The following is an 18,343-nucleotide window of genomic DNA, read 5'->3' as shown; positions in this document are numbered from 1 at the left end:
CTTTTAAACTTTAGCGCTGCAATATTGTTTTTAACTGTGAAATAGCTGATTTATGCAGCTGGCAAATACGCGTTTCAGTCAATCCCAATGCCATAGCTATCTCTTTTAAATTCAGCTCATGATGATAGTAAAGCGACAGAATTAGCTGTTCTCTTTCATTTAATTTTGAAATAACTTTAATCAAAGTTTGCTTCAGCATTAACCGCTCAACATCATTACTTCTGTCTACTGGATGATCACCGCCCAATAACAACTCATCTAAGCTTTTCATCGACTCTGCTTGCGTCGAGTATAAACGTTCCCGATAATCCTCCGCGCTCAGCCCAAGCTCACTGGCCACTTCAAGATCGCTTGGTTCACGTCCCATCTCTCGACTCAAACGTCTAACTACATCATTAAGCTCATGGGCCTGCTGTCTAACAGGTCTAGGACGCCAATCCTGCCGCCTCAACTCGTCGAGTATGGCACCGCGAATACGTTGCCCAGCGAAGGAAATAAATCCATTATCCAGCTCGCCAGGATACCGACGTGATGACTCAAGCAAGGCCATCATGCCAATTTGCTCCATATCCTCGAGTGATAACATCACGCCGCAGTGACTGCGCATTTGCGAGACTATACGTTTGATTAATGGCAAGTATTGTCGAATAATCTGTTGTTCAGATTGACGCTCTTCGACTGGATAATCACAGGTTTGTTGATATGCGAGTTGGCCCGCTGCTGTCATGATAAGGCCTCTTACTGGATCACCATGCGAGTAAAGAGTACTTCATCAATATCTGAAGGTAATTGGTTATCTGACAGCACTTTAACCATCAATATCAACGCCTCTGATTGTAAACTGTCAAGCTGATCTAAGTGGTTCAACTGCTCAAATGTTTTACGTGAGAACATCTTCATCATAGCGTTTCGTATAAGTGGATCTGACTCCAGCAATACCGTTTTCATATTGGGATTACGGCTTTTTAATGACATTTCAAGCAGCATGTAATGGGGATATTTATCCCCTGGAATCGATATTACAAACTTTTCTAATGGATAAAACTTTGCCACAGGTACAGGTTCGACTTCGGGTTCCGATGCAAAAAGCTCTGCTAGCTTCCAATCTCCACTACTTGTTCCAATCCAAAATGCACCTGCGGTCGAACTAATGAGCACAAGTAACGCTAAAATAATCTTTACTAAACGAGATTTTAAAATTGCCATTAAACGACTCCGGCACTTAAGCCAATAAATCTAATTGAGATTTCTCTCTCGTCATCACATCGGCTACATTGTCCGTTGCAGTTTCAGCCGCTATCGACGAGGAGAATAATGCAGTTTCCTGCTGGTGCTGTTGCGATTCACCTTGACCAATATCAACATCAATTTGACCGCCATGATCCATTGCTAAATCCACTCTCAAGCGTTCTAAACCATTGAGCAATGCATCTCGAATTGCCGGATTTACTGCATGCATTTGCACCTGTAAACGATCGCCCTCTAAACGAATATTGAGCTCAATCTTGCCCAGCTCTGGCGGATCTAACCTTAATTCGGCTTTCTTAATATATTGATCGACTTGGAAACGAAGATGCTCTCTTAAGGGAGTAAGGATCTCCTGAGAGTGCTGCGCTAAAGAAGCCATGGGAGTGAGGGATACAGGGCCCCATTGAGTAGCACTTGCAGCCTGCGTACCCGCAACCTGCTGAGATCCTATCGCATTAATATCTTTAACTTCATGCCCCCTAAGTTCTGCCAACACACGCTGAAACACTGACGAGTCAGATTTCAAATGCTCAAAATCCCCAGAGAAAGTTGCCAGCGTTGAATCCTGCGTAAATACGCCGCTCATTTTCAAGGATTCGCCACTCATACCCGCAGGCTGAGTACGACTTCCTGCAAGAGCCATAGATGAGGTCATCCCTGAGCTAAATAGGATTCCTCTTTGATCTGTGACTGAGAGCCCAATTAAAGACGCAGGAGTTCGACCTATCGGATCCGCTTTAACAGTTTCCGCAGGAAAAATCACAGGAACAAACGGCGCGACAGCAGTCGGTGAAACGAGACTAGCCTGAGGCGTGGCGGCTAAGCCATCTTGAATAATAGGCGCTGAGTTGATCTCAGTATTTAACAGTGGCTGAGACAATACTGGTACAACAGGAACAAAAGATACTGAGTCAGATAAATTGCTATTAAAATATTGATTTGAAAGAGTATCAACATCTCTTTCTAAAGTATGTTCGGCATTCTGAGTCCACAGAGCTCCCTCTAACGGGAGAGGTGCTGCAGACAATCCGACTGGCAACCCCAACAAGGTAAATGACTCTGATTTATCTTGATCAACTGCACTTGCCACTTTAGTCGTCAAGCTGGTATTTGTGCCAACAGGACGAGTTGAAAGAAGATCAGAGATCATCCAAAGCTCCACTTACTTGTGTTAATTGATAGGCGGCTAAACCTGGTTGTTGCGCCTTAAAGCGGCCCATTTCAGCAGCTAATTCATCACGAGCCAAGATCAACTCTTGTAGCACTTGGGAATGAACCCGCTTTAATTCTGCACGTGCTAATTTCTGCTCAATATCATGAGCCTCACCAGCCTGTTGCAGTGCTTTGATCAAAGCGATGTTCACTTTTCGGACGCTTTCCCAATCCTGAGCATCTGCATATTGGCGTAAAGCATTCGCAAAACGCGCCCACTGCTTAATTGAGATTTGTCCATCCTTCTCTGACATTCGTAATCACCTGAGTCACTGGAACTAGCGCTTCAGCACTGTTTTCGACACTGGCGCTGACAAGCTGACGGCTACAAAAGTCATAGAGACGATGTAAGCTCACGGCAACCTCACCACCATTTTCAAGGTCAAGCATAGAGTCCAAGCCATGCACGATATTAAGGCACTTATGGATACTCATTCCTTTCGCCTCAAACCTTTGGTATTCCATATGGCCAGCGGTCCGCTCTAGTTCTTCCAATAAACCATCAAGTAACATACGCACCATGTCATGGGTTGTTGCTGCCGCTACTTGTGCATCTAAAGCGGTTTGCTTGTAGGCATTAAATGGATCGTACTCATTTAACATTTTTTACTGCTTCCTATGAAAACAACTGACTTGCGGAATTAAACTGATTAATGGTGGATTCCATTGCCGTAAACTGGGTTAAATAAATCTGATACTTTTGATTCATTTGATAATCATGGCGCGCCATACTGTCATTCACACTTTTAATCTGCTTATTTAGCGCTTCCTGCTTTTGATCGATATAGCCATTGAACTGTGTAAAAGGTTTTAGGGTCTTTTCTATGCTTTTGATATAACTGTCAGGACCAGTAAACATGGCTTGTACTTTTTCTGGATCACTTTTAAAGCTATCGGTCAGCTTAGCATCATCAATTTTTAGTTTTCCGTCTCGTCCAATCTCAATTCCGATATCAGACAAACGCATGCCATTAGCAGCCGTTGCAAATACAGAATCACGTAATTTAGACTGGAGAAGGCGAATAGAGGTATCCCCCTTCAACACACCAATTTGCGCTTCACTCACTGCAGTGCTTTTGTCTTCCTTATCTTTATCGGAAGAGCCAGAGTCAGAGGTTTTAACGCCCATAGAACGAGTTAATTGATTAATTTGCGTCATTAAAGAATTAAATGAATCGACAAAATCCTTAACCGCTTTCTTATTCGCTTCAAAATCGTCAGTGACTTTAATCATGCTGCTTTCACCAGCCGCATGCACCTTGACTAATTCGAGGCTGACACCATCAACAACATTTTCTAGATAGTTACTACTGCTGGTAATACTGATACCGTTTAATGTAAGTTCCGCATCTTGTGCTGCACGACGTTCTGTCATGCCCCAATCGGCACCGTTAAACTCAACCTTCACTTGATTCGCGACACCCGATTCCTTTGAAGACAGCATAAATTCGATTTGGTTACCTGTGCGCACTAATGACGCTTGTACACCAGGATTACCCACTTGTTTATTGATCACATCGCGTAACTGAGACACAGAAATAGCCGCACCGCCATTAACCGTTGCCAAATCAATTTCCATGCGCTTAGTCGGATCACTACCGACTTGAATACTGATAATGCCCGACGTTGGCAACAATTCACTTTCAGAGGAATAGGCTTTAGTCAGTTGATGCGCTTGCGCAAGTTTATGCACGCTCAAATCATAGTTGCCCTTTGGAGCATCAGATTTAACTGTCGCGGTCGCATTCTCGCCCGTAACCGTAGCAATTTTGCCTTTAGCTGCATCGCCACCCATTTCACTCAGCTTAGTGGCCATCTTCTTCATATTATTTTCGAGCAATGTATAGGCATCTAACTGTGTTTTGCTGGCAGTTAGCTTGCCTTTGTAAAGCGTATCTTTACCTGCGCGGTCTGCGCCAATCAGTTGCTGAGCAAATTGTGCTGCATTCATACCTGAAATCATGACTACCTCCACTCGTTCTAGAGCAAAACGCATGCCAAAAACAAGTTACTGTTTTTAAAGAAAATTAAATAATTAACTGGCCCAAACACAGCTAAATACTTCCGCATGAACACTTAAACAGGAAAACCATCTTCCACTTTGTGTTATCGAAAATTACCCACTAAAACATGAACCTTATAGGTTTCAATCTCGGGTTTAGCGACTACCGACCAATACATAAACCGTGGCTAAAATAAAAATGCCAGTCAGCGCAACTAACTGGCATTTTAGCCGTGACCAATGACATCACTTGCCCAATAGCATTAACGCAATAGACCCATGACTAAACCCGTGTTCTGGTTAGCTGAAGACAGTACCGTTGTACCCGCCTGAACTAATAATTGATTACGTGTCATATTGGCAGATTCAACCGCGAAATCGGCATCCATAATACGGCCGGCAGCGGCTTTAGTATTTTCAGTTACGCTGGCAAGGTTAGCCGCAGTATGGCCAAGACGGTTAATGTTGGCACCTAAGGTTGAACGTTCTGTCCCCACTTTAGCCAAGAAGGTATCAACAGCCCCGATAGCCGTATTGGCGGCTGCAGAAGTCAATAAATCACCAGTAACTGTCTTATCAATAGCACCTAAGGTAACTGACATTTGCTCTGCTCCATCCGAGCCAATCTGAAAGGTCACACCTTTGACGAGTACACCATCAGTAGCATCTTTAAATAAGTTATTACCCGCATAGGTTGTATTTTCTACAATCCGGGTAATTTCTGCATTTAATTGCTTAAATTCATCATCCAACGCTTTTAAATCTGCTGTAGAGTTAACGCCGTTTGATGCTTGAGTCGCCAATTCTTTCTGGCGGTTAGCAATAGTCGTTAATTCTTCTAACGCACCATCTGCGGTTTGCAGCATAGAGGTCGCATCAGAAATATTGCGTGAAGCCGTTTCCATGCCCTTTACGTTAGCGCTCATGCGGTTAGCAATTTGCAAACCCGCTGCATCATCAGATGCGCTATTGATACGTAAACCCGTCGACAGACGCTCCATAGCATTAGTTAATAGATTATTACTTTTATTAACAGCACCTTGTGCAACAATTGACGCGTAATTAGTGTGAACACCTAACATATCAGCTCTCCTAGAAAAAACAGTTATCTTGGCTATGCCTGAATCCCGGTATAGCTCCATAACTAAGTAAGGCGACAGCAACAGCGCAAAACTAAAACTTATTTAAAAATAGATGGGAGCACCTCTATAAAAACAGACTTAAATGGCATCCACAAAACGCCATAAAAAATGCCAGCAAGCTAAGCTTACTGGCACTTAAAACTAACTCAACTCGGCGTAATTAACGCAGTAGCCCCATCACTAAACCTGTATTTTGGTTAGCAGAAGACAGTACCGTTGTACCCGCTTGAACTAATAATTGATTGCGGGTCATATTGGCAGATTCAACCGCGAAATCGGCATCCATAATACGTCCAGCGGCAGCTTTGGTATTTTCAGTCACACTGGCAAGGTTAGCTGCAGTATGTCCAAGACGGTTAATGTTGGCGCCTAGTGTAGAACGTTCTGTACCGACTGCTGCGATAAAAGTATCAACAAGGGCAATTGCCGCATTCGCGCCAGTAGTTAAATCACCAGCAGCCAGCGCAGCATCATCTATGGCTGTTGTTGTAACAACCAATTTTTCACCCGTTCCGGCACCAATTTGGAAGGTAACACCAGCCTCCAACTTGGTGAATAAGTTATTACCGGCATAAGTTGTATTATCGAGAATACGGGTAATTTCGGTGTTTAATTGAGTAAACTCATCATTCAGAGCCGTTAAATCATCAGCAGAGTTCACACCGTTTGCCGCTTGAGTGGCGAGTTCTTTCTGGCGATTAGCAATGGTCGTTAATTCTTCTAACGCACCATCAGCGGTTTGTAGCATAGAGGTCGCATCAGAAATATTACGTGAAGCGGTTTCCATACCTTTAACGTTAGCGCTCATGCGGTTAGCAATTTGCAAACCAGCAGCATCATCAGATGCGCTATTGATACGTAAACCTGTCGATAAACGCTCCATTGCATTAGTCAATAGGTTATTGCTTTTGTTAACAGCACCTTGAGCAACAATTGAAGCGTAATTAGTGTGAACACCTAACATATGTAGTTCTCCATTAAATAACGAGCATTTGGGTTAGACCTGAGTTCAGGCATAACTAACTAAAGCGACTACACAAGCCCACAACTAAAATCGATATTTAAAAAATAGAGTGTATAGCACTGTAAAAACTAGACTGAAATGGCATGCACACCATAAAAAAATGCCAGCAAGCTAAGCTTACTGGCATTAAAACTAACACTGACTAATTGAATAACATTAGCGCAGTAACCCCATCACTAAACCCGTATTTTGGTTAGCTGAAGACAGTACCGTTGTACCTGCTTGAACTAATAATTGATTGCGGGTCATATTGGCAGATTCAACCGCAAAGTCGGCATCCATAATACGCCCTGCAGCGGCTTTAGTGTTTTCGGTAACGCTCGCTAAGTTAGCGGCAGTATGGCCAAGACGGTTAATGTTGGCACCTAAGGTAGAACGCTCAGTACCCACAGCGGCTAAGAAGGTATCCACAAGGGCAATCGCAGCATTGGCGGTACCACCTGTTAAAGTACCTGCGACAGTTTTAGGAATTGCGCCTAATTTAACATCCATTGTCTCCGTTGTTCCGGCGCCAATTTGAAATTTCACACCAGTACCTGAGGTCAATACACCAGTATCGAATAATTTATTACCAGCATAAGTGGTATTTTCTACAATACGCGTTATTTCGGCGTTCAATTGCGTGAACTCATCATTTAATGCCGTTAAATCAGCCGCAGAGTTAACGCCGTTAGAGGCTTGAGTAGCCAATTCTTTCTGGCGATTAGCAATGGTCGTTAATTCTTCTAACGCACCATCAGCGGTTTGTAGCATAGAGGTCGCATCAGAAATATTGCGTGAAGCCGTTTCCATACCTTTTACGTTAGCGCTCATGCGGTTAGCAATTTGCAGACCAGCAGCATCATCAGATGCACTATTAATACGTAAACCAGTCGACAAACGCTCCATAGCATTAGTTAAAAGGTTATTGCTTTTATTTACAGCACCCTGCGCAACGATTGAAGCGTAATTAGTATGAACACCTAACATAGTAGTTCTCCAGAAAATAACGATTGTTTTGGTTAGGCCTGAATCCAGGCATAACTCATTAAGGCGACATGAAAAGCTCTTCACTGAAGCCAAATAGCTTATTTTCAAAAATTAAATAATCACACTTAGGGTTCGCTTCAAAAATTAGAGCAGCAGAGCACTAACCTGTTCGCGGTTCGTATTTCCCTGCGCCATCAAAGATGTCACTTGATAGGCAAAAGGATAGGGTTGCATAAATTTATGCAAATGTTGGAGTTCAAATTTGGGCTGACTAGATGCGGTCAATTGCTTAACCTTCACCAGTAGTAAACGGTGGGATGCTTTAATATCATCAATTTGCACTGTGACTTTTTTATCTACCTTTGACACTTTAGCCAATGTCATTTTTAACTTTTCAGTATCCGTAAAATTCCATTCACGGGGATCCTGCCAACTAAATTTCTCTTCTAATGGTATATTCCTCGGCTCACCCGCTGGCAATCTTTGCCCTTCGCCCACCATTAAAATCCCCCCATTGAGCTTCATCCAAGTCTCATGCTGTGCAGTAAACACTGTGTCATTGGTCGATAAGCGGTCAATACTTATCCCTATCGAAGCTAAAACAGGCTCTATGATATCTTGTAGCTCTAAGCGATTTTTATTGGCAGGCAAAAGCAAATGCAATGTTTGCTTCTCAGTAAAAAGCGTAATCCGCTCATCGCGGTTCTTAGGTGATGTGAGATCGACTCGTCGGAACCTAAAAAAATGTAATGCCGCAGGCTGGGATGCTGAAATCAAATTCAAGTGATGATCGAGTAAACGCTTTCCTTGGTAATAAGGCCTAATCTCGATTAATTGTCTTCGACACTCCTCCGCTTTATGTAATGCATCTTCAACAACTGTGTTTTTACTGAACAAGCAGGTTTGTAGCTGTTTGTTCAGTTGACCTAGGATACTCTTGGCAGAAATCAAGCTCTGTAACACCACTTGCGATGCACTAATATTATGTTGCTCTTGAGTCACCTTAGCCCAACGTCCATAGGCTTCCAATCTATGCTTAGGTATGGGCCTCGCTTTCGGTGCACTGCGGGGCACACCTGATATCGGAGCAACATAATGAGACGTTACCGTCTGACTTTGGCGTAACTGACTAAGTGACTCACCTATCCCTTTGATCATTTAACTCATTACCTACATATGATTGAAAAGGGACAGCTGGCTTATCTGTACAAAAGTTTGCTGGGTAATTTTTAATGCGGTTAATTTGACATTGAACTCGGCAGTGGCAGCGGCATAATCGAGCTCCTGCGTTTCACCTATCACTTGTTTACTAAACAACACCATTTCTTCATGGGAGCTTTTAACTAACGCGAGATTATTTTGCTTGCCACCGAAATCGGTAATAGCAGCACCTATGCTATCTAAGGTTTCACTTAACGCTGTTTGTATTCCACTCGCGGCCGCACTAAAAGCAGGATCGCTTGGTGATAAGCTTGGATCATTTAATACGTTAATGTAGTCCATTGCTTGATTCAAAATATCTTGACCAGCATTGGAGAACAAGACTTTTTCGGCGGTGATATTAGCCGTAGTCCATGAAGAGCTAGATGTTTGTACCGTTCTCTCGCTAGCATCACCTTGGTAGACGTATCGCCCAGCAGTATCCTTAACTACCGCAGCTTTCTCAATCGCGTTACCCGAGAACAGGTAATTACCCGACTCATCAGTGGCGTTAATATTATCCACTAACCCCTTTAAGAGTTCTTCCATTTCAGAAGCATAGGATGCTCTATCCTCTTTCGAGAGATTCGAGCTATTAGTCGCAATACTGATTTCTTTCATCCGCTGCTGCGTCTCAACCATGCTGGATAAATATGTTTCAGCACGGCTCATATTGGTACTTAAGGAATCGATATTTTTAACATATTGCTGTACTAGTGCTAAATCACGTTGGTTATCCATTACCCGAACAACACCAATAGGATCATCCGAAGGCGATAGTATTGAAACACCTTTAGAGAGCATTTGATTCAAACGTGCCACATCATAGGTCGTGTTCTGCAAACTGTTTAAATTGTTAGTGTATAAATTTTGCATTGTTACACGCATGAATAAAGTCCTTAAAAGCTACTAAGCATAGTTTGAAACAGTTGATCTGCGGTGGAAATCACCTTCGCATTTGCCATATATGACTGCTGATAGATGATCAAATTAATCCCTTCTTCATCGGGATTCACACCACTGGTACTCGCCCATTGGGACTGCGCATCTTTTTGCAAATCTACACTGGTTTTAGCAAATGAAATCGCTTGGCGAGAAGCAGAACCTAACTGGCCAACCTTGCTGGAGAAGGATTCCGCCAAGCTTGTATTACTGCCAAGGCTAGTAAAACTCAGCTCTTTATTCGCAAGCTGTACTAAAGCTTTTAAATTTGCGTTATCACCTTGGGTACCATCTTTACCAAAGGCAAGTTTATCAGGCGTAAAACCGGCCGTTAGAGATAAGCTTCCTCCTGGGTTATTAGCTTGATAAGTAAATAAATCCTGTGACGGTGTCGCACCATTTAAGTCAGTGCCAGAAGCAAGAATAGAATTAAACTCTGTCGCTAACATGACCGCTAATTCATCTATGTACTGTTGCGAATCTGCGAGCTGCACATCACGGTACGTAAGCAAGGCACCTAAACTGCCACCAGCGGTTTCATCAACATTAAACTGGCTAGCACCAAATTGGATAGTCACCAAATCGTTCTTAGGATTGGTGGGATCGGGATTACTCGTTAACTTAGCGGCAGTATTTCCCGTCAATAGCGGCTCACCTCGGGCCAGCGAGATATTGACCATGCCTTGGCTATCTTCAACAACCCGAATATCTAAAATCGCCGCTAAGTCATCAATCGCAGCATCTCGACTATCTTGCAGTGCAGGGGGAATCGTTCCTGTCACACTCGCCGCCTGAATGTCGCGGTTGAAACTGGCAATAATATTTAGTTGTGAGTTGATCTCTTTAACGGATGAACCAAGCTGTCCATTGATCTGATTACGTTGCGAATCAATATTGTCGTTGATTGCATTCACTCTTTGGGCAACGGCCTTAGCCTCATTAAGTACACCTTGTCGATAGGCAATGAGATTAGGTTGTTCCATAGATGAATTAAGGGCGGCGAATAATTGATCTAGGCCTTTTGAGATATTATTCCCTTCGGCACCAAATACTTGTTCAGCCTGACGCAAATAACTACTTTGCACTTTAGAAAAACCAACAGCACTCGTGGTTTGCCATAACTGCGCGACTTCGTATTGATCAGAGATCCGTCTAACACCATCAACAAACACGCCCGCGCCGGAGCCATAAGCACCGCCACCAACTGAACTTAACATCACCTGCTGACGTGAATAGCCTGCAACCATAGCATTAGCAACGTTATTTGAGGTTGCATTCAATGCGGCCATGCTTGCCAATAAGCCAGACTTACCAATGTTCAACATGCTCATTTAAAATCCTTCACAACGGGCCGCATAATAAGTGCAGGCTGCATCGCTGTTGTTGTCATCTGTTGAGGATCAAAGGCGACCGGATCTTTCTCAGACTGAAATGAACGTGATAGCTGCTTAGTCATCACGTCAGCCAAGCCCATACCATTGACTTGGCTTAAACGACTGGCCAATTCCGCATCATGTAAATCTTGATAAAGGCTATTATTGCTTTTGGAGGTTAAAGGATTATCTTCATCGGCCATAGCATCGGTGGCTGAGCGCATTTGCTTAAGTACCGTTTGCAGGAACTGCGCCTCAAATTGTTGACTGACTAATTTAAGTGCACCTTGCTCGCCATTCGCCTTAATCAAATCATCAGCATTCAGCTTATTTAAGTAACCGCCCGTATTTTCAACTTTCATTAAATCACCACCAAATCAGCTTCTAAAGAGCCCGCTTCCGCCAAAGCTTCTAGAATTGCCATCAAGTCCATTGGTGTCGCACCTAAGCTATTTACGGCACGCACGATTTCTTCAATTGCCGTGCCCTCAGGCCAAACAAACATACGTTTGTTACCTTGCTCGACTAATACTTGGCTATCATTAGTTACCACGGTTTCCCCTGTGGCATTACCAAGATAAGCGCCATTAGGCTGGCTCACATTTTCCCGTTCAACAATAGTCACTGTCAGATTGCCATGGCTCACAGCGGCTTTACGAACCACAACATCGCCCCCTAATACCACAGTGCCCGTGCGGCTATTAAACACGATTCGAGGTGAACGTCGACCTTGGTCAATCTTGAGTTCTTCAAGCATTGACATAAAAGTCACACGCTCTCGATTCGACTTAGGCGCGTGTATCAGAACCTTGGCATGATCTTGCGCACGTGCAACATCGGGTCCAAATAGTTCATTCACAGCCCGTTCGATATTTCGGGCGGTTTTAAAGTTGGGATCCTTAAGGTTTAATATGATGTCTTCATTATCACTAAAGTTACTTTTGATTGGTGCCTCAAGTAAGGCACCATTGGGGATAGTGCCAACAGTTGGCACATTCACAGTCACAGATGATCCATTACGACCGGCGGCAGAAATACCGCCAACAACTAAGTTGCCCTGCGCTACCGCGTAAACCTCACCATCGACAGCCCTAAGAGGCGTCATTAATAAGGTTCCGCCCTGAAGACTTTTTGCATCACCAAGGGATGAAACCGTCACATCTAAGGATTGTCCTGGGCTCGCCAGAGATGTAATAGTCGCATGCACAGCAACAGCGGCGACGTTCTTTAACTTAGGATCGGTTTTATCATCAATCTGTACACCAAACTGTTTAAGCATATTGACGACAGATTGACTGGTAAATTTAACTTGAGAGCGGTCACCCGTCCCATTTAACCCGACGACTAAGCCATAACCCACGAGTTGGTTATCACGCAGACCTTGCACATCGACAATATCCATCAAGTAGCGGCTTTGCTCTTCCGCTTGCAGTGTACCAGTAGCCAAAAGTAACAATAATAAACAACGTAGCATCAAAATATCCTTTGCTAGAGCGGGAACCATGGACTATTGAAATAGCGAGAAGCCCATCCCATAGCATTACTGTCAGCAATAGCGCCTTGACCACCATAGATAATTCGGGCATCGGCAATACGTTGCGACGATATCGTATTGTCATTACCTATATCATCAGCACGTATAATGCCAAGTAAGCGTAAATACTCATCGCCCTGATTCAATCGCAGCCATTTTTCACCACGGATCAACAAGGTACCATTAGGTAAAACCTTAGAAACAGTTACAGTGATTGAACCTGATAACTGGTTTTGCTGTGTACTTGAGCCTGCACCATTAAACCCTCTCGAAAAAGAGGTTTTACCGTCAGCATTGGCCGTTTTATCACCAATATTGCCCGCAAGCCCCATACCCATATCTTGTTCTTTGTTGGTCTTGGTATCCGCTTTCTTACTCGAATAGGTTTTTTCATCTAACGCGACGGTTAAAATATCGCCCTCACGGAAAGCACGTTTATCCTTAAAAAGTGTCAACATGAAACCGGGACGATAAAGACTGCCATCCTTTGCATCTGGCAGGCTGTAGTCAATCTCAGGCGGTGCCCACTCTTTAGTGCCAGGTTTAGTCTCCTTATCTGGAATATGCGACATACAACCCGATAACAGTGCAAACCATAAAAACCATAACCAACGCATGATTGCCTCTCTAAACCGATTGATTGAGGAACTTGAGCATATCGTCTGAGGCTGACACAACTTTGGCATTCATCTCATATGCTCTCTGCGTGGAAATCATTTCGACCATTTCTTCCACCACGTTGACGTTTGCGCCCTCTAGCGCACCCTGTCTTAAAGCACCTAAAGCTTGATCACCCGCCACACCTTCAACCGCCACACCCGATGCAGCCGTTTCACGGTAAAGGTTGTCACCTCGAGCTTCTAACCCTGCTGGATTAGTAAAGTTAACAAGCGTGATTTGACCTAAATCTTGAGGTTCAGCTTCACCCGCCATTTTCGCTGTGACTACACCATCGTTGGCAATAGTAACGGTTAGCGCATCTTCAGGGATCACGATATTAGGCACTAAAGGTAAACCTTGTGATGTGACCATCATGCCTTCGCTGCTGCGATAAAACTGACCGTCACGGGTATAAGCAAGATCGCCATTTGGCTCTTCTACTTGGAAAAAACCATGACCTTCGATCGCTAAATCCAACTGCTGACTGGTATTTTGCATATCCCCAGTAGTGAATATTTTTTGAGTACCAACGACTCTCGTTCCTGCACCTAATTGCAGACCCGATGGCAGATTATTCAGTGCATCAACCTGTCCACCTGGCTGACGTTGAACCTGATAAAACAGATCATTAAACGCAATACGGTCACGCTTAAAACCTGTGGTATTCACGTTTGCCAAGTTGTTGGCAATCGCAGTCATTTTCGTATCTTGTGCTGTTAGGCCGGTTTTACTTACCCATAACGCTGATTGCATACCAATAATCCTTAAACATTGCCCAGCAGACGATTACCAGCCTCGGCCAGCTTTTCTGCACTTTTCATTAACTTAACTTGAATCTCAAATTGACGACTCAAATCCATAGATGCAATAAGCTCTGACACGGCCTGCACGTTACTCGACTCAAGGAAGCCACTATCCACTAACACACCTTCATCTTGTGGCACTGCTTGGCCATCACGACGATAGAGCAACCCATCTTGCCCTTTTTGCATTAAGGCAAAGTCAGGATTCACTAGCTTTAATCGACCCACTTCCTCAATGATCCCGCCTTCTGAGGGTAAAACACTGACGGTGCCGTCTTCACCCACAAAGACATCTTTATGCTCAGGCAGGGTTATTGGGCCATCAATGCCTAATACTGGCCGACCATCGATAGTCAGTTGCCCCTCGGCATTTGTCTCAATTGCACCTGAACGGGTGTATGCTTCAACACCGTCAACAGCCACACTGAACAAGCCACGATCGCGGATCGCTAAATCCAATGAACGGCCCGTAGGATTGATCACCCCACTTTGCTGGCTAAAACCACTACTCTCAGTCTGTGCCATAACCCTTGTGTTCAAACTATTACCTTGAACAGCTAAAGGCACGGCATTAACGCGCTCAAGGTCGGCTTTAAATCCTGCAGTTTCAGCGTTAGCCAAGTTATTCGCGCGAATACTTTGCGCCTCAAGAATACGAACTGCACCACTGGCGGCGGTATAAAGCATCTTCTCCATGTCAGTGTCTCTTCTTAAATGGCATTAAGTAATGCTTGTTGCATAGTCGAGTTCACATCGAGAACTTTGGCGTTAGATTGATAATTACGTTGTGCCGACATGAGGTTAACCATTTCAGCGGTAGTATCCACATTCGAGCCCTCTAAATACCCCCCCGTAACAGTGCCCATAGTGCCTGTAGATGGCGCCCCCATAATCGCTTGCCCAGCGGTATTTGTAGCCACCCAAGCATTGTTACTCACGGCAGATAAACCATTGGGATTACTAAAGTTTGCGAGGACGACCTGACCCTGTAATTGATCTTGGCCGTTAGTATAAGTGCCATACAACATGCCATTGTCATCCAGACGCACGCCTTTCAATTCACCCGAGGTGTAACCGTCTTGAGATAAGCTGGAGTTGTTATATTTGGCGGCATACTGAGTGCTTTTATCAAAATTGATATCAAATTTAAGCGGTGATGCCCCATTACCCAATGTAAGGTCGAAGGTATCCTTTGTCGTAGTTGGATCTAAAATGCCTTTTGAATCAAATTTTAATGTTGTTTGGTCTGGCAGAAGAGTCCCATCCAGAGTGTAATTAACCGTCCACTCATTCGGCGCTGTTTTTACATAATACTGAGTCACCACATGCTCAGTACCCAAAGAGTCGTAGACACTAGTGGTACCAATAGAGTGATAACTATCAATATTTTTAGGATCAAATGGCACGGCTGGGACCGCTGGAGGAATAACATCGACTCTCGCATCGAGATTTGAAACCATGCTGACATTCGTTGTGGCTTTGGCCGCTAAAGAAGCCGTTTGTACCTGTAAATCACCTGCATTGCCAGTTTGCAATCTTCCCGTCGCATTCACAGAATATCCCTGTAAACGATTACCGACTGGATCGGTTATAAAGCCTTGATTGTCCTTATGGAACATCCCTGCTCTAGCATACATGGCACCGCCATCATTCCCCTTGAGAACAAAAAAGCCTTCGCCTTGGATCCCCATATCAAGCTGACGACCGGTATAAGTTAAGCTGCCACCTTTAGAGAAGTTTTGGCTCGTTGACATCACGCCAACGCCACCCGCCTGACCACCATTATAAATGGATGCAAATTCACTACGGCCACCGCGAAACCCACTCGTCGATGCGTTAGCAATGTTATTACTGATAGTGTTGAGATCTTGAGTCGTCGCCTGTAAACCACTTAAAGCTATGTTAAATGACATCTTAATATCCTATAAAAATAATTTACGAAACTTCAGAAATATTGAGCACAGAAACAACCCCAACACCATGGCCCATTTCAGCCATCATCATGCCGGATGCACTGGAGAAATGGATTCTCTCGATCGGTGCCTTAATATACGTTGGCGCAACTAAACTATTTTCACCTAGTGTCGCCTTAGCTTTGATTTCATATTGGCCTGCAGACAACCCCAGCTCAGCAGGATCGATAGAGAACCGAACATCACCAACATCCTGAGCACCGAGTTGAATAGTGCTAACAACCTGACCTTGTGCATCGATAATTTCAAGATCTAAGCCTTCAGCTGCATTCTCTAAATACACTTTGCCTTCAACCGCTTCACCATCGAGCTGAAACTCAGACACAGGCACCATGGCATTCTTACCAATCAAAGATGCCGACTGTACTATGCCCAAATTTTCCATCATGACCATTTGGCTTGATTGATTCTTCCGCATTCCCTCTAAGCTTTCGACCTGCGAAAACTGCGCTAATTGAGAGATATACTCAGCACTGTTAAGCGGTTTAGTGGGATCTTGATTCTTGATTTGCGCGATCATTAAGGTCATAAATTCATTCTTTAATGACGCAGCATCATTCCCTGGAGCCGCTAATGCACCTGCAGGATTCTGAATCGAGTTGTTACCAGAGCGAGCCAATTCCATTGCTATTTATTCCCTAGTTGCAATAAACCTTGCTGCATAGAACGCGCACGATTCATGATTTCAACACTGGTTTCAAATGAACGACTTGCCGCCATCATGTCAGCCATTTCTTCAATCGTGTTCACATTAGAGTAGGCAACATAACCTTGTTCATTGGCAAAGGGATGATTCGGCTCATAACGCATATCCAATGGGGCATCCGCTTGGACTATGTCGCTCACTTCAATCGAAGCACCAATCGCACCTTGTTGAGTCGCATCGTAAATAGTCGCAAATACGGGTTTTAATGCTCGATAGGCCGACTCAGGGTTTTCGGCGGCAGTTCCAGCGTTAGCTAAGTTACTCGCGACCGTATTTAAACGTATGGTCTGAGCATTCATGCCAGCACCCGCTATTTGATAAATATCGCCAAATGACATACAGGCTCCTAACGACCTTCAATAGCAGACTTTAGACCGGCTATTTTCATGTTTAAAAATGTCAAACTCGTTTGATAATCCATCGCATTCTGTGAATATCTTGCCTGTTCCTTACCGAGTTCCACGGTATTATCATCGGCAGAATTTTGATAAGGCATGCGATAAGCGAGGCTGTACTCTTGATTCATCTGCATACCTGCTTCAACTTGCTTCATGGCCGCTTTGAAATCCAAATCCCTCGCTTTGTACCCCGGAGTTTCGGCATTGATTAAATTACTCGCTAATACCTTGCTTCTCTCCACTCTAAAATCGAGTGTCTGAGGATGTATTCCTAATGCTTTATCAAGGTTGATAGCCATCTCAACTCCTAGTACTGTATGCGTAATTAATTTAGATGGTCGAGCAGCTTACAATTAGCATGCCAATATACTTATTCATATAAAACAGTTGGTTAAATGAAATCGCTATTGATATACGGAAAGTTCTTTTCCCTCACTTTCTTACTGAGCATAGGGTTACTTCCGCTCAATGTGCACGCGAAAGGGAAGATCACGGCGACAGAACAAATATCTCAGCAAATGACAAACTCCGTAGCCGCAGAGATAGCTAAGTGGCAACAATCGCAAGAGATAAAAAAAGTCAGCAAAAAAATCACACTGCACATTCCTTCCAGCACAGCCAAGCTAAAAACGTGTAGCACGGCGCTCCAAGTCGAGGCTGCTAAAGGGCTCCCATTCGGTCGGATCCAACGAAAAATAAGCTGTGCCTCTGAAGGCTGGTCACTCTATGTTCGTGCCAAGGTTGCTCTCAGCGCCTACATTCCTGTTGCCAACAAAACGCTTAAGAGAGATGAAGTTGTCACATCAGAAAATCTACAATGGCAAATGTTGCCCTTAACTGCGTCAGATCAAGACATTATTACTGATGAAAAACACATTTTAGGGCAAGCGGTTGCCAGAAAAATAATCAAAAACAAACCCATAAGAGCAAGCAATTTAAGTGCACCAGAACTCGTGAGCATAGGAGATGAAGTGATTATTGAAGCAGTCAGTGCCACCTTTTATGCCAATATGATTGGGATTGCTATGGATGCGGGTAAACAAGGTGATGCCATTAGAGTGAGGAATAGTAGTTCAGGGAAAATCATTACCGCCTACCCCATAGCTAAGGGGAGAGTTGAAACCCGTTTTTAACATTCAGGTCACCTGAGGATAAAT

General features: G+C 44.0%; 22 protein-coding genes. 1 reads left to right on the top strand and 21 read right to left on the bottom strand.

The genetic code is table 11. From position 1 onward, the window contains the following. Positions 1-10 precede the first annotated feature (10 nt). The 21 genes from KO537_RS20430 to flgB all read right to left on the bottom strand — a co-directional run bounded on the left by KO537_RS20430 (position 11) and on the right by flgB (position 17,485). Positions 11-727 carry an RNA polymerase sigma factor FliA gene (locus tag KO537_RS20430; protein ID WP_173247912.1) on the bottom strand — a complete coding sequence of 239 codons (717 nt, stop codon included), beginning with the start codon at positions 725-727 and terminating at the stop codon, positions 11-13. Positions 728-738: 11 nt separating this feature from the next. Next, on the bottom strand, positions 739-1,206 hold the full coding sequence (locus KO537_RS20425; RefSeq protein ID WP_131523400.1) for a flagellar basal body-associated FliL family protein: 468 nt from the start codon (positions 1,204-1,206) through the stop codon (positions 739-741). A 16-nt stretch (positions 1,207-1,222) separates the two neighbouring features. Next, entirely contained in the window at positions 1,223-2,398 is a 1,176-nt protein-coding gene (locus KO537_RS20420; RefSeq protein WP_173247915.1) for a flagellar hook-length control protein FliK, read from the bottom strand. Beyond that, on the bottom strand, positions 2,388-2,714 hold the full coding sequence (locus KO537_RS20415; RefSeq protein ID WP_113940811.1) for a hypothetical protein: 327 nt from the start codon (positions 2,712-2,714) through the stop codon (positions 2,388-2,390). Before KO537_RS20415 ends, KO537_RS20420 begins: the two co-directional genes overlap by 11 nt. Next, positions 2,683-3,063, bottom strand: a complete 381-nt coding sequence (fliS, locus tag KO537_RS20410) for a flagellar export chaperone FliS (protein WP_113940812.1) — start codon at positions 3,061-3,063, stop codon at positions 2,683-2,685. Before fliS ends, KO537_RS20415 begins: the two co-directional genes overlap by 32 nt. Before the next feature lie 13 nt (positions 3,064-3,076). Next, positions 3,077-4,423, bottom strand: a complete 1,347-nt coding sequence (gene fliD / locus KO537_RS20405) for a flagellar filament capping protein FliD (RefSeq protein WP_131523397.1) — start codon at positions 4,421-4,423, stop codon at positions 3,077-3,079. Between the two features lie 302 nt (positions 4,424-4,725). Continuing rightward, a complete protein-coding gene (locus KO537_RS20400) occupies positions 4,726-5,544 on the bottom strand; it encodes a flagellin (protein WP_113940814.1) in 819 nt (272 codons plus the stop codon). A gap of 220 nt (positions 5,545-5,764) precedes the next feature. Next, positions 5,765-6,568, bottom strand: a complete 804-nt coding sequence (locus tag KO537_RS20395; protein ID WP_113940815.1) for a flagellin — start codon at positions 6,566-6,568, stop codon at positions 5,765-5,767. 216 nt (positions 6,569-6,784) lie between these two features. Beyond that, complete coding sequence (locus KO537_RS20390; protein ID WP_006083386.1) at positions 6,785-7,597, bottom strand: flagellin; 813 nt, start codon at positions 7,595-7,597, stop codon at positions 6,785-6,787. Between the two features lie 144 nt (positions 7,598-7,741). Next, positions 7,742-8,755, bottom strand: a complete 1,014-nt coding sequence (locus KO537_RS20385; RefSeq protein WP_168825875.1) for a hypothetical protein — start codon at positions 8,753-8,755, stop codon at positions 7,742-7,744. Between the two features lie 12 nt (positions 8,756-8,767). After that, positions 8,768-9,685 (bottom strand): flagellar hook-associated protein FlgL, encoded by a 918-nt coding sequence (flgL, locus tag KO537_RS20380; RefSeq protein WP_173247918.1) that lies wholly within the window; start codon positions 9,683-9,685, stop codon positions 8,768-8,770. 11 nt (positions 9,686-9,696) lie between these two features. Beyond that, positions 9,697-11,070, bottom strand: a complete 1,374-nt coding sequence (flgK, locus tag KO537_RS20375) for a flagellar hook-associated protein FlgK (RefSeq protein WP_113940818.1) — start codon at positions 11,068-11,070, stop codon at positions 9,697-9,699. Further along, positions 11,067-11,474: a rod-binding protein gene (locus KO537_RS20370; protein ID WP_219235579.1), complete on the bottom strand. Its 408-nt coding sequence runs from the start codon at positions 11,472-11,474 to the stop codon at positions 11,067-11,069. Before KO537_RS20370 ends, flgK begins: the two co-directional genes overlap by 4 nt. Further along, positions 11,474-12,586 (bottom strand): flagellar basal body P-ring protein FlgI, encoded by a 1,113-nt coding sequence (locus KO537_RS20365; protein WP_219235578.1) that lies wholly within the window; start codon positions 12,584-12,586, stop codon positions 11,474-11,476. The genes KO537_RS20370 and KO537_RS20365 overlap by 1 nt, the downstream gene beginning before the upstream one ends. A gap of 14 nt (positions 12,587-12,600) precedes the next feature. After that, the gene (flgH, locus tag KO537_RS20360) at positions 12,601-13,263 is read right to left on the bottom strand and encodes a flagellar basal body L-ring protein FlgH (RefSeq protein ID WP_113940821.1); all 663 of its coding nucleotides are present in this window, start codon (positions 13,261-13,263) and stop codon (positions 12,601-12,603) included. Positions 13,264-13,273: 10 nt separating this feature from the next. Beyond that, entirely contained in the window at positions 13,274-14,059 is a 786-nt protein-coding gene (gene flgG / locus KO537_RS20355) for a flagellar basal-body rod protein FlgG (protein ID WP_219235576.1), read from the bottom strand. An 11-nt stretch (positions 14,060-14,070) separates the two neighbouring features. Then, entirely contained in the window at positions 14,071-14,805 is a 735-nt protein-coding gene (locus KO537_RS20350) for a flagellar basal body rod protein FlgF (RefSeq protein ID WP_219235574.1), read from the bottom strand. A 14-nt stretch (positions 14,806-14,819) separates the two neighbouring features. After that, positions 14,820-16,022, bottom strand: coding sequence for a flagellar hook protein FlgE (flgE, locus tag KO537_RS20345; protein ID WP_113940823.1), 1,203 nt, complete (start codon positions 16,020-16,022; stop codon positions 14,820-14,822). A gap of 22 nt (positions 16,023-16,044) precedes the next feature. Next, entirely contained in the window at positions 16,045-16,707 is a 663-nt protein-coding gene (locus tag KO537_RS20340; protein WP_113940824.1) for a flagellar hook capping FlgD N-terminal domain-containing protein, read from the bottom strand. A gap of 2 nt (positions 16,708-16,709) precedes the next feature. Then, complete coding sequence (gene flgC, locus KO537_RS20335) at positions 16,710-17,126, bottom strand: flagellar basal body rod protein FlgC (protein WP_113940825.1); 417 nt, start codon at positions 17,124-17,126, stop codon at positions 16,710-16,712. 8 nt (positions 17,127-17,134) lie between these two features. Further along, on the bottom strand, positions 17,135-17,485 hold the full coding sequence (gene flgB / locus KO537_RS20330) for a flagellar basal body rod protein FlgB (RefSeq protein ID WP_113940826.1): 351 nt from the start codon (positions 17,483-17,485) through the stop codon (positions 17,135-17,137). A gap of 108 nt (positions 17,486-17,593) precedes the next feature. On the opposite strand from flgB, the gene flgA reads away from it, so the two are divergent. Next, the gene (gene flgA, locus KO537_RS20325) at positions 17,594-18,319 is read left to right on the top strand and encodes a flagellar basal body P-ring formation chaperone FlgA (RefSeq protein WP_251071169.1); all 726 of its coding nucleotides are present in this window, start codon (positions 17,594-17,596) and stop codon (positions 18,317-18,319) included. The last annotated feature ends 24 nt before the right edge of the window (positions 18,320-18,343 follow it).

It is taken from the genome of Shewanella sp. NKUCC01_JLK, from assembly GCF_019345615.1.
Classification (GTDB): domain Bacteria; phylum Pseudomonadota; class Gammaproteobacteria; order Enterobacterales; family Shewanellaceae; genus Shewanella; species Shewanella oncorhynchi.
Note: the sequence above shows the minus strand (reverse complement) of the source record. Positions and strands in the feature narration are given on the sequence as shown.

What these genes read in the sequence shown, in the direction of transcription:
- KO537_RS20350 (WP_219235574.1), bottom strand. Translation starts at nt 14,805, where the DNA reads ATGGAGAAGATGCTTTATACCGCCGCCAGTGGTGCAGTTCGTATTCTT.
- flgB (WP_113940826.1), bottom strand. Translation starts at nt 17,485, where the DNA reads ATGGCTATCAACCTTGATAAAGCATTAGGAATACATCCTCAGACACTC.
- KO537_RS20400 (WP_113940814.1), bottom strand. Translation starts at nt 5,544, where the DNA reads ATGTTAGGTGTTCACACTAATTACGCGTCAATTGTTGCACAAGGTGCT.
- fliS (WP_113940812.1), bottom strand. Translation starts at nt 3,063, where the DNA reads ATGTTAAATGAGTACGATCCATTTAATGCCTACAAGCAAACCGCTTTA.
- KO537_RS20395 (WP_113940815.1), bottom strand. Translation starts at nt 6,568, where the DNA reads ATGTTAGGTGTTCACACTAATTACGCTTCAATTGTTGCTCAAGGTGCT.
- KO537_RS20425 (WP_131523400.1), bottom strand. Translation starts at nt 1,206, where the DNA reads ATGGCAATTTTAAAATCTCGTTTAGTAAAGATTATTTTAGCGTTACTT.
- KO537_RS20390 (WP_006083386.1), bottom strand. Translation starts at nt 7,597, where the DNA reads ATGTTAGGTGTTCATACTAATTACGCTTCAATCGTTGCGCAGGGTGCT.
- flgL (WP_173247918.1), bottom strand. Translation starts at nt 9,685, where the DNA reads ATGCGTGTAACAATGCAAAATTTATACACTAACAATTTAAACAGTTTG.
- flgH (WP_113940821.1), bottom strand. Translation starts at nt 13,263, where the DNA reads ATGCGTTGGTTATGGTTTTTATGGTTTGCACTGTTATCGGGTTGTATG.
- fliD (WP_131523397.1), bottom strand. Translation starts at nt 4,423, where the DNA reads ATGATTTCAGGTATGAATGCAGCACAATTTGCTCAGCAACTGATTGGC.
- KO537_RS20385 (WP_168825875.1), bottom strand. Translation starts at nt 8,755, where the DNA reads ATGATCAAAGGGATAGGTGAGTCACTTAGTCAGTTACGCCAAAGTCAG.
- KO537_RS20340 (WP_113940824.1), bottom strand. Translation starts at nt 16,707, where the DNA reads ATGGAATTGGCTCGCTCTGGTAACAACTCGATTCAGAATCCTGCAGGT.
- flgE (WP_113940823.1), bottom strand. Translation starts at nt 16,022, where the DNA reads ATGTCATTTAACATAGCTTTAAGTGGTTTACAGGCGACGACTCAAGAT.
- KO537_RS20370 (WP_219235579.1), bottom strand. Translation starts at nt 11,474, where the DNA reads ATGAAAGTTGAAAATACGGGCGGTTACTTAAATAAGCTGAATGCTGAT.
- KO537_RS20420 (WP_173247915.1), bottom strand. Translation starts at nt 2,398, where the DNA reads ATGATCTCTGATCTTCTTTCAACTCGTCCTGTTGGCACAAATACCAGC.
- KO537_RS20430 (WP_173247912.1), bottom strand. Translation starts at nt 727, where the DNA reads ATGACAGCAGCGGGCCAACTCGCATATCAACAAACCTGTGATTATCCA.
- KO537_RS20365 (WP_219235578.1), bottom strand. Translation starts at nt 12,586, where the DNA reads ATGCTACGTTGTTTATTATTGTTACTTTTGGCTACTGGTACACTGCAA.
- KO537_RS20415 (WP_113940811.1), bottom strand. Translation starts at nt 2,714, where the DNA reads ATGTCAGAGAAGGATGGACAAATCTCAATTAAGCAGTGGGCGCGTTTT.
- flgK (WP_113940818.1), bottom strand. Translation starts at nt 11,070, where the DNA reads ATGAGCATGTTGAACATTGGTAAGTCTGGCTTATTGGCAAGCATGGCC.
- flgC (WP_113940825.1), bottom strand. Translation starts at nt 17,126, where the DNA reads ATGTCATTTGGCGATATTTATCAAATAGCGGGTGCTGGCATGAATGCT.
- flgG (WP_219235576.1), bottom strand. Translation starts at nt 14,059, where the DNA reads ATGCAATCAGCGTTATGGGTAAGTAAAACCGGCCTAACAGCACAAGAT.